This window comes from Bacillus sp. UNC322MFChir4.1, assembly GCF_000746135.1.
Classification (GTDB): domain Bacteria; phylum Bacillota; class Bacilli; order Bacillales; family Bacillaceae_G; genus Bacillus_A.
Genome location: NZ_JQKQ01000043.1, coordinates 21839 through 31944, shown reverse-complemented (window position 1 = coordinate 31944; position 10106 = coordinate 21839). Strand labels below are relative to the sequence as shown.

10 protein-coding genes, 1 pseudogene and 1 other annotated feature are annotated in these 10106 nt (G+C 38.2%); of the genes and pseudogenes, 2 read left to right on the top strand and 9 right to left on the bottom strand.

All coding sequences use genetic code 11. The features are described from left to right. Nucleotides 1-407, bottom strand: a pseudogene (locus BR72_RS15495) (RNA-guided endonuclease InsQ/TnpB family protein); the annotation flags it as partial. A 472-nt stretch (nt 408-879) separates the two neighbouring features. Here BR72_RS15495 and BR72_RS15490 point away from each other — a divergent pair. Next, nucleotides 880-2166 carry a replication-associated recombination protein A gene (locus tag BR72_RS15490; RefSeq protein ID WP_035434361.1) on the top strand — a complete coding sequence of 429 codons (1287 nt, stop codon included), beginning with the start codon at nt 880-882 and terminating at the stop codon, nt 2164-2166. Between the two features lie 40 nt (nt 2167-2206). Here the strand turns inward: BR72_RS15490 and BR72_RS15485 are convergent, their stop codons facing one another. Continuing rightward, on the bottom strand, nt 2207-2659 hold the full coding sequence (locus BR72_RS15485) for an SMI1/KNR4 family protein (RefSeq protein WP_035434360.1): 453 nt from the start codon (nt 2657-2659) through the stop codon (nt 2207-2209). A gap of 216 nt (nt 2660-2875) precedes the next feature. Here BR72_RS15485 and BR72_RS15480 point away from each other — a divergent pair, with 216 nt between their 5' ends. Beyond that, nucleotides 2876-3526 (top strand): RsfA family transcriptional regulator, encoded by a 651-nt coding sequence (locus tag BR72_RS15480; RefSeq protein ID WP_035434359.1) that lies wholly within the window; start codon nt 2876-2878, stop codon nt 3524-3526. A 367-nt stretch (nt 3527-3893) separates the two neighbouring features. On the opposite strand, the gene BR72_RS15475 is transcribed toward BR72_RS15480, so the two are convergent. The 7 genes from BR72_RS15475 to dtd form a co-directional block, all read right to left on the bottom strand. Next, nucleotides 3894-4310: a hypothetical protein gene (locus BR72_RS15475; protein WP_035434357.1), complete on the bottom strand. Its 417-nt coding sequence runs from the start codon at nt 4308-4310 to the stop codon at nt 3894-3896. Between the two features lie 92 nt (nt 4311-4402). Further along, on the bottom strand, nt 4403-5170 hold the full coding sequence (locus BR72_RS15470) for a tRNA threonylcarbamoyladenosine dehydratase (protein WP_035434355.1): 768 nt from the start codon (nt 5168-5170) through the stop codon (nt 4403-4405). 132 nt (nt 5171-5302) lie between these two features. Beyond that, nucleotides 5303-7078: an aspartate--tRNA ligase gene (aspS, locus tag BR72_RS15465; RefSeq protein ID WP_035434353.1), complete on the bottom strand. Its 1776-nt coding sequence runs from the start codon at nt 7076-7078 to the stop codon at nt 5303-5305. A gap of 13 nt (nt 7079-7091) precedes the next feature. Next, entirely contained in the window at nt 7092-8363 is a 1272-nt protein-coding gene (gene hisS, locus BR72_RS15460) for a histidine--tRNA ligase (protein WP_035434352.1), read from the bottom strand. A gap of 67 nt (nt 8364-8430) precedes the next feature. Further along, nucleotides 8431-8660 (bottom strand) — a binding site (T-box leader). A gap of 68 nt (nt 8661-8728) precedes the next feature. Further along, nucleotides 8729-8905, bottom strand: coding sequence for a hypothetical protein (locus BR72_RS26770; RefSeq protein ID WP_035434350.1), 177 nt, complete (start codon nt 8903-8905; stop codon nt 8729-8731). A gap of 248 nt (nt 8906-9153) precedes the next feature. Then, entirely contained in the window at nt 9154-9564 is a 411-nt protein-coding gene (locus BR72_RS27155; protein ID WP_035434349.1) for a hypothetical protein, read from the bottom strand. A 96-nt stretch (nt 9565-9660) separates the two neighbouring features. Further along, nucleotides 9661-10101 carry a D-aminoacyl-tRNA deacylase gene (gene dtd / locus BR72_RS15445; RefSeq protein WP_035434348.1) on the bottom strand — a complete coding sequence of 147 codons (441 nt, stop codon included), beginning with the start codon at nt 10099-10101 and terminating at the stop codon, nt 9661-9663. Nucleotides 10102-10106 lie beyond the last annotated feature (5 nt).

Sequence of the window (10106 nt, the reverse complement as noted above, 5' to 3'; positions counted from 1 at the left end):
AAAGCACGATAATCCTTCTGAATCATCGCTTTAAATAATGCATCCAGAAAGTTATAATCTACATAAGGTTTTTCTGTAGTTGGTTCTGAAAATAAATTACATTTCACTTCTTTTTGTTTTTCTTTTGGTTTTGTTTTCTCTTTTTGCAATTTCTTTTGATAGGTAAGAAGTTGTGTCTCATTCATCTTCCCAATGTTTTTATCAATTGTATCCAAAACTTCTTTTTGTAAAGGTTGCAATTCCTTATCTTGTGTCAAACCTGTATACACTTGTCGTATATAAAAGTTTGTCGTGTTGTACACATTTTTAGCGTTTTGGCAGGATTCTTGAAAATAAGAATACATACGATGTCCTTTTTTAATCCAAATCTGAAGAGTTTTATAATTTATTTGATTTTCCGTTGTCATTTTTTCACCTCCTTGTTAAGGATATTATACCAAAACAAGAACGTACGTTTCTATTTATTCACTTGAAAATAAAATATTTTTTCGATTCACCTTACCACCTTCACATATGTTTAGAGGTGGGAGTCCTCTCGAAAGATATGATAGAAATGATAACATATAAGTATACCAAATAACTCGGAATTTATATAAATACAATTTGAAAAATCAGCAGAACAGCATTTTTTTAAATAGACTGAGAGGGACTAGCCATGTACAGGAGCGGTCAGGGCCTTTTCCTGACACATGCAAAGTTTTAAAACAAAGAAAGACAGCAGCAGCAATCTATATGCCGAAAAATGAAAATAACTTTCTATAGGTAAGCGTATTTTCACTGAAATAACACCCCTTATCAAACTTCTAAATGAAATATATGGCTGAGTAGTTACAATGAATTTATATAAAACAGGAACAGTCACTAAAGGAGAGAGAACCTATGAAACAACCACTCGCACATCGAATGCGTCCGACCAATATTACAGAAGTAATCGGGCAAGAACATTTAGTGGGCGAAGGCAAAATTTTATGGCGAATGGTACAAGCAAAGCATCTACAATCCATGATTCTATACGGACCCCCTGGAACAGGAAAAACATCAATCGCAAGCGCCATTGCCGGCAGCATCGGTATGCCTTTTCGTCTATTAAATGCTGTTACACATAATAAAAAAGATATGGAAGTTGTTGTCCAAGAGGCAAAAATGCATCGTCAGCTCATCTTAATCTTAGATGAAGTGCATCGATTAGATAAAGGAAAACAAGATTTCCTTCTTCCTCACTTAGAGAGCGGACTCATTACATTAATTGGGGCAACGACAAGCAATCCATTTCATGCAATTAATTCTGCTATTCGAAGCCGTTGTCAAATTTTCGAACTTCATGCTTTAACAGAAGAAAACCTTTTACAAGGATTACAACGCGCTTTAACAGATCAGGAAAAAGGACTAGGGGAATACAACGTCACAGTAACAGATGAAGCTCTGCGTCACTTTGCAAACGCGTCTGGCGGTGATATGCGCTCTGCTTATAATGCCCTTGAGCTCGCGGTCTTATCTAGCTTTACAACAAATGAAGAAACAGTAGAAATTTCACTTGAAATTGCTGAAGAATGTTTGCAGAAGAAAAGTTTTGTACACGACAAAGGCGGCGACGCTCATTACGATGTATTGTCAGCTTTCCAAAAATCAGTGCGCGGAAGTGATGTAAATGCCGCTCTTCATTATTTAGCTCGCCTCATTGAAGCCGGTGACATGCAAAGCATTGGCAGACGATTACTAATTATGGCATACGAAGATGTTGGGCTTGCAAACCCTCAGGCTGGGCCTCGTACACTAGCGGCCATCGAATCCGCTGAACGTGTCGGTTTTCCAGAAGCTCGCATTCCGCTGGCCAATGCAGTCATTGAACTATGCTTATCACCGAAATCAAATTCAGCATACAAAGCGCTCGATGCAGCACTTCACGACTTACGAAACGGACAAACAGGTGATGTTCCAGCTCATTTAAAAGATAGTCACTATAAAGGCGCAGAATCGCTCGGCAGAGGAATTGACTACCTCTATCCGCATGATTATCCTAGTGGATGGGTGCAGCAGCAGTACTTACCGGATAAAATTAAAAACAAGAAATACTATACACCAAAGACGACTGGTAAATTTGAGCAAGCACTTGCTACTGTATACGAACGACTCCAAAATTCGCATCAAGGTAAATCAAAGGGATAATTTAAATAAAAGATTAGGAAACCTTAACGAAAAAGGTTTCCTAATCTTTATGAACGTATAAACCATTCATAAATGTTTCAAAATCATGTGCTAATTCCAAAATAAAAATATCTTCTCCCCATTCTAAATCAATATATATTACTGGTGGGTTTTCTTTTGCATTTCTATAATCCATCGCAATCCACCAATGTCCGTCGCCACATAAAAGCACAATATCTTTCGGTAATTCCCACTCTTCAATGTAATAATCGCTCGTTAGAATACCTTCTTTTCCAATCCCATTTATGTAATGAACGCTAACGTGGTCTTCAGCCCAACCCGTTGGAACAGAAGTAGGAAAAGCATCATAAATTGTATAGCCACCATTTTGGACTTTGCATAATTCAATGTAAGACTTAGGTAACTTTACACCCAAATTTTTTTCAGTGTTAACAACCATATCATCTGTTAATTTTTCTAATTTCTCTTCATTGATACCCCATATATTTCTCACCTAAAATTCCCCCTTTAATAAATTTAAACATTTATATAAAACTACAAATTCGTAACGGTTCCTTCTTCTAACTGTAAGTTATCAAACCATTCCTTTCCACTTCAAATTGCAAAAAAAGAAGTGACAGAATTTATCATGAAAAACTACAACATTCGTATAAAAACGAATAAAAAGGGTAACATAAGCGAAAACGACATGAAATATGGAGGCTTCACTATGAAAATGCGTCAGGATGCATGGACTGGGGAAGATGATTTACTTCTCGCAGAAACCGTTTTACGTCACATTCGCGAAGGCAGTACGCAATTAAAAGCATTTGATGAAGTTGGCGATCAATTAAACAGAACTTCTGCCGCTTGTGGCTTTCGTTGGAATGCAGAAGTTCGGCAAGGCTATGAAGAAGCTGTGCAAATCGCAAGAAAGCAACGGAAAGAATTAAAGAGAGAACTAGCAGCGAACCCAAAACCACAAGTATCACGATTGGAGCCGAAGAAAAAGGTCGTTATTGAGGCTGAATTTTCCGAGGATGTTATTGCAAATGATCCGTCACTTACGATGCAAGATGTCATTTCATTTTTACAAAATATAGAACAAAACAATCCACGTATGGAAAAGTTACAAACTGAAAACAATACGTTACATAGTCAGCTTGAAACACTACAAAAAACAAATCATCAATTAGAGAAAAAGCTTGAAGCACTGCAGAAACAACAACAATCTGTGCAGGAAGATTATGAAACTCTCGTTAGAATTATGGACCGTGCCCGCAAGCTCATTCTACTAGATGAACCGCAAGAACAGATGGCACCGATTTTTAAAATGGATCAGAACGGAAATTTAGATATCGTTTGCACAGCAGAAAATTAAAATTACGAAAAGAGCACATAAAAAACGCATGGATAAAGTGAAACTTTAATCAGTGGGGGTTTTCTTCATCCCCCACTGATTATTAGTTGAACCAATCGGGCTTTTACGGGCAGTTTATCTCCCACTTAACTTCTTAAGAAAGGCGGAAGCGGCTCGCTCAGAATCGCAGGGCGTTGGAGCACCCGAGAGAGAGGCGCTTTTTGCCTCGTCCGAGGGGGCGAAACGACCGGAGATTCTAGCCGCTAGAGCTGGACAATGCTTTCGCCGAATTTTGAGTTGGGAGTATTACTGCCCGTTAATGCGGGATAAAGTTCATGCGTTTCATATTTTCTGTTTACTTGTCATTCTTCTACTGTACCCTTAAACTCTATAGTTTTTTATATTTATTTCCATCCGTATCTTGTATCACAATATTCTTATGTAATTTACTTACTCCAATTAAGATAACAGGATTTTCTTCATTCGATTTGCCCTTTTTTATATTCACAGTGACATATGTTGTATTGCCTTTTTCCTGAAATTTTGTTACTTCTATTTCACTACCTTTATGCTGAGATCCAACTGCTAACGCGATCATTTTTCGTCCTTCTGAAATCGTATATGTAGAATAACCTACGCGTGAAGGATTCTCCTGTGCGCGTTTCGGAAAATAATCAACCATTTCTGGCACCTCATTATACCTTGATTTCTCTAACACCCAATAATCTTCATATGAATTACATGCGGCAAGTAAAACGAAACAAAGCAGCATAATAAAGCATAACAGAGATTTATTATTTCTCATTTTCCTCCTTTACATATAAATATTAACATTTTTCTGAATATTTAACATAAAAAAACACACATGCTTCAATAAAGAAACATGCGTGTCTCATTTTACTCTTGTCCGACACGTTTTAATTCAATATCCTTCAATCGTTCACGCACAACATAACTTGCCATAATTAAGCCGGCCACAGACGGAACGAAGGCGTTAGAGGACGGTGGTAATTTCGCTTTGCGAATTTTTGCATTTTCATCTGGAACGATTTCTTTACGAACATCTTCACGAATCACAATTGGATTTTCATCAGAGAATACAACTTTCACGCCTTTTTTAATACCTTCTTTACGAAGTTTCGTACGAATTACTTTCGCAATTGGATCTGTATGTGTTTTAGAAATATCGGCAATGCGGAAACGAGTTGGATCCATTTTATTTGCTGCACCCATACTTGAAATGATTTTAATTTTACGGCGCAAGCACTGTTTAATTAAATGAATTTTGAACGTAATTGTATCAGATGCATCCACTACGAAATCCAAACCATGTTTAAAGAACTCTTCGTATGTTTCATCTGTATAAAACATTTCTAATGCGATAACTTCACAGTCTGGGTTTATATCAGCAATACGTTCTTTCATTAGTTCTACTTTTGAACGACCTACAGTAGAAAGTAACGCATGGATTTGACGGTTCACATTTGTAATATCAACAACGTCTTTATCAACTAATATAAGGCGACCGACACCAGAACGCGCTAACGCTTCTGCTGCAAACGAACCAACGCCGCCAATTCCTAAAATACCAACTGTACTATTTTTTAATATTTCAATACCTTCTTTTCCGAAGGCTAATTCATTACGTGAAAATTGATGTAACATGCGGTCTACACTCCTATTACAAAAATGGTCTACCATGTATTCTAGCGTTTTTCCGACTATTTGTATAGAAAAAGTTATATACTCAAATAAAAAATCCTAGATGGAATTAGTATGTCCATCTAGGATTCGTTCTTACTTCTCTTCTTTTACTTTTAATTGTAAGTAAAGCTCTTCAAGCTGCGCGTCTGCAACTGGGCTTGGCGCTTCTGTTAATAAGCAACTTGCGCTTGCTGTTTTCGGGAAGGCAATTGTATCACGAAGGTTCGTGCGACCTGCAAGTAGCATAACAAGACGGTCTAAACCTAATGCAATTCCTCCGTGCGGTGGTGTACCGTATTCGAATGCTTCTAATAAGAACCCGAACTGCTCTTGTGCTTCTTCTTGTGAGAAACCAAGTGCTTTAAACATTTTTTCTTGTACGTCACGCTCGTAAATACGAAGTGATCCACCGCCAAGCTCATAACCGTTTAATACAAGGTCATATGCTTGTGCACGCGCTTTTTCTGGTGCTGTTTCTAATAGTTCCACATCTTCACGGAATGGCATTGTGAATGGGTGATGCGCTGCGAAGTAACGATCAGCATCTTCATCATACTCAAGAAGCGGCCAATCTGTTACCCATAGGAAGTTGAACTTGCTTTCATCAATTAACTCAAGTTCTTTACCTAAACGCAAACGAAGTGCTCCTAAGCTATCTGCAACAACGCTCTTCTTATCCGCAACGAATAAGAATAAGTCACCAGCAGCCCCATCTAACGTGCTCATAAGCGTATTTGCATCTTCTTCGTTAAAGAATTTTGCGATTGGGCCTTTTAAACCGTCTTCTTCAACTTTTAACCAAGCTAATCCTTTTGCTCCATACACTTTAACGAATTCTGTTAATGCATCGATATCTTTACGAGAATATTTGCTCGCAGCACCTTTTGCATTAATTGCTTTTACTTGTCCGCCGCTTTCTACAGCGCTTGTGAACACTTTAAATCCAGAGCCTGCTGCAAATTCTGATAGGTCAATTAGTTCCATCGCAAAGCGTGTATCCGGCTTATCAGAACCGTAGCGTGACATCGCATCAGCATATGTCATGCGTGGGAATGGTGCGTTAATTTCTACACCTTTAGCTTCTTTCATTACTTTTGTCATCATACGTTCCATCATTTCAAGAATTTCTTCTTGTGTTAAGAATGATGTCTCGATGTCGATTTGTGTGAATTCTGGCTGACGGTCTGCACGTAAGTCTTCATCACGGAAACAACGTGCTACTTGATAATAGCGCTCAAATCCGCCGACCATAAGAAGCTGCTTAAACAGCTGCGGAGATTGTGGCAGTGCATAAAACTCGCCTTCATGTACACGACTTGGTACTAAATAATCACGAGCTCCCTCTGGTGTGCTTTTCGTTAAAATTGGTGTTTCTACTTCTAAGAAATCTTCGCTATCTAAGAAGTTACGAATTGTTTTTGTTACATCGTGACGCATTTTGAATGTGTTGTACATTACAGGACGACGTAAATCTAAATAACGATATTTTAATCGTACATCTTCTGATGCATCTGTATCGTCTGTAATCATAATTGGTGTTGTTTTTGCTGCATTTAGTACGTTTACTGTTATCGCTTGTACTTCAATACGGCCTGTTGCCATATTTTCATTAATTGCACCAGCCGCTCGCTCAACAACTGTACCTTCTACGTGCAGTACGTATTCACCGCGAATTGTTTCTGCTACTTCTAACGCGTATTTTGAAGTTTCTGGACTAAATACAACTTGTACAATACCTGTACGGTCACGTAAGTCAATGAAAATTAATCCACCTAAATCACGGCGCTTTTGTACCCAACCTTTTAATTGAACCGTTTGTCCCACAGCTTCTACTGTTACTTTTCCACATGCATGTGTTCTCTCAGCCATTTCCTTTTCCCCCCTATAGTGACTTTTCTGCTACGTAAGAAGCAAATACATCTAACGCAACTTCTTCTTGTTCGCCAGTCGCCATATTTTTCAAGTTGATAATACCTTTTTCTAATTCATCATCACCTAATACAGCTACATATTTTGCACTTAGACGATCCGCTGATTTAAACTGCGCCTTCATTTTACGATCTAAGTAATCTTTCTCAACCGCTAATCCAGCCTTACGAAGGTCAAAGACAATTTTTGCAGCATGATCTTTCGCTTTTTCACCAAGCGCTACAACGTAACAATCAATATGATGAGCAATTGGTAATTCAATACTTTCAGCCTTCAGCGCCATAATTAAACGTTCGATACTCATCGCAAAACCAATACCAGGCATTTCTGGTCCACCGATTTCTTGTACAAGTCCATTGTAACGACCGCCGCCGCTTAACGTTGTAATCGCACCAAAGCCTTCTGCTTCGCTCATAATTTCAAATACAGTGTGCTGATAATAATCTAAACCGCGCACAAGGTTTGGATCTTTCTCAAACGGAATACCCATCATTGTTAATAGTTCTTGTACTTTTTCATAGTACACACTTGATTCTTCGTTTAAGTACTCCGTAATAGACGGTGCTGTACTCATCAGTTCATGATTGCGATCTTTTTTGCAATCTAAAATACGAAGTGGGTTTTTCTCTAAACGAGATTGGCAATCTGAACAGAACTCACCAATGCGAGGCTCAAAGTGTGCAATTAATGCATCGCGATGTGCTTTACGGCTCACTGCGTCACCTAAGCTATTTAACACAACTTTAATATTTTTCAAGCCCATGCCGCGGTAAAACTCAACAGCAAGTGCAATCACTTCTGCATCAATTGCTGGGTCATTACTGCCAATCGCTTCAATACCGAACTGAACAAATTGACGATAGCGTCCTGCTTGTGGTCTTTCATAACGGAACATCTGCCCGATATAATATAATTTTGTCGGCTGCGTAGCATCACCGAACATTTTATTTTCTACATAAGAACGTACAACTGGTGCTGTTCCTTCTGGACGAAGTGTTAAGCTACGCTCCCCGCGATCTTCGAATGTGTACATTTCTTTTTGTACGATATCTGTTGTATCCCCAACACCGCGTAAAAATAATTCTGTGTGCTCAAAAATCGGTGTACGAATTTCTTTATAGTTGTAACGACGACAAATTTCACGTGCTTGTCCTTCAATATACTGCCATAGTTCCACAGTACCAGGAAGGATATCTTGCGTTCCGCGTGGGATTTGAATAGACATATTCAGTTCCTCCTCATTTTCTCAATAGTAATAAAAATAAAAAAACTCCCGCCTCTACTGATTCTACAGTAGGGACGAGAGTATAATACCCGTGGTGCCACCCTAATTGAAGCACGTATGCTTCCACTTTTTTAATAACGCTTAAATTGCGTTCGACCTCTACTTAGCATCGTGCTGTTCAAGACGAAACCTACAGAGTGTCATTCGATCAGTCATCATGTAGAAATGTTTTCAGCCTTAGACATTTCCTCTCTTTTCATGTGTCTCTTATCTACTCTTCTCTATCATCGGTTTATACCATATGTAACTGTAAAAAATGAATTTGTTTACTACTATACGGTTATTCACAATTATTGTCAAGATTCTCAAGAACGTCCGAGGTGCTTCTTTAAAGTTTTCACATCTTTTAAAGAAATCCCAAATTCAGAAGCAAGTTCTAGCGATGTATTTTGCTGTTCCTTTGAAATAAACTCATGAAAATTCACATTAAACAATTGGTTTGCTCCGTTAGTAGCAGAGTTTCCCTTCTCACTCATACGCATACGTATATCCCTCACATTCGGTAGTGGAATTCTAATGACTATTGTTCCATATTGATGTGGAGGTTATACGTTTTTACAAAAAGCTGTCTCATTTTGATGATGAGGTGGCTTTTCACATGTCGAACATTGCCGAAGAATCTTTATTCCATGTCGAAGCGCCGATATATTGTAAAAGTCGCCGATAAATGATGCATTTGCGCTGATATAGTTGTAGTCATGAAAAATCTTTGAGTCCTTCAGCATATGCCTTATTTCCGTAAAATATATCTTTCTGGCGGCCCGAATCCTTGTTCACTCTGAAAATACACCAATTTTTCAGGTATACATGAAACAAAACAAGGCAGACCATACCAAATTACTTCTTCTATTGCAGATTCCAATTGCATGAATGTACCATCTATTTCCGAAATGAATGAGATGACATAACAACAATCTCCTGCACCATATTCTTTCAAAAGTTTTGTAATACCTTCAACGTGAATTAAATTTTTAGGGATTTTCTCAATATAAGTAGGATTCAATATGGAGTCATAGTGATGAGCAAGGCGCCCTAAAGCTTTCCCTCGCTTTTTTACTGAAGATAATTCGTACATGATTCTCTCATGTACTTTTCGATTAAAGAAATTTTTTACGATTAACTTTTCGTATTCTCTATCCATAGCATCACTCTCCCTTTTCATTATACAACAGACAAGTTATGCATATGTTTTAAACAAAGCAAAAAAGAGAGGAGAACCTCCTCTCTTCCACCATCATTATTTACTCTCTACAATCAATGTCACCGGACCGTCATTAATAAGCTGAACGTCCATCATTGCTCCGAACTTTCCTGTTTCTACGTGCAGTCCTTGTTTGCGAAGTTCTTCGTTAAAGAAGTCGTATAAACGTTCTGCATAGTCTGGTTTTGCTGCATCCATAAAGTTTGGTCTTCTTCCTTTTCGACAATCTCCGTATAACGTGAACTGGGAAATGGAAAGAACTTGTCCACCAACATCTAATACAGAACGGTTCATTTTTTCGTTTTCGTCTTCAAAAATGCGTAAGTTTGCAATTTTTTCAGCGATATACGTTGCATCTTTTTCTGTATCTTCATGGGTGATTCCAACTAATAGTGTTAAGCCGAAAGGAATTTGTCCTACAACTTCACCTTTTACTGTTACAGATGCTTCTTTTGATCGTTGTAAGACAACTCTCATTTCTC

Bases quoted from the DNA above. Each gene is read 5' to 3' on its own strand.
- hisS (WP_035434352.1), bottom strand. From the start codon at position 8,363: ATGTCTATTCAAATCCCACGCGGAACGCAAGATATCCTTCCTGGTACT.
- BR72_RS15480 (WP_035434359.1), top strand. From the start codon at position 2,876: ATGAAAATGCGTCAGGATGCATGGACTGGGGAAGATGATTTACTTCTC.
- BR72_RS26770 (WP_035434350.1), bottom strand. From the start codon at position 8,905: ATGCGTATGAGTGAGAAGGGAAACTCTGCTACTAACGGAGCAAACCAA.
- BR72_RS15490 (WP_035434361.1), top strand. From the start codon at position 880: ATGAAACAACCACTCGCACATCGAATGCGTCCGACCAATATTACAGAA.
- BR72_RS27155 (WP_035434349.1), bottom strand. From the start codon at position 9,564: ATGGATAGAGAATACGAAAAGTTAATCGTAAAAAATTTCTTTAATCGA.
- aspS (WP_035434353.1), bottom strand. From the start codon at position 7,078: ATGGCTGAGAGAACACATGCATGTGGAAAAGTAACAGTAGAAGCTGTG.
- BR72_RS15475 (WP_035434357.1), bottom strand. From the start codon at position 4,310: ATGAGAAATAATAAATCTCTGTTATGCTTTATTATGCTGCTTTGTTTC.
- BR72_RS15470 (WP_035434355.1), bottom strand. From the start codon at position 5,170: ATGTTACATCAATTTTCACGTAATGAATTAGCCTTCGGAAAAGAAGGT.
- dtd (WP_035434348.1), bottom strand. From the start codon at position 10,101: ATGAGAGTTGTCTTACAACGATCAAAAGAAGCATCTGTAACAGTAAAA.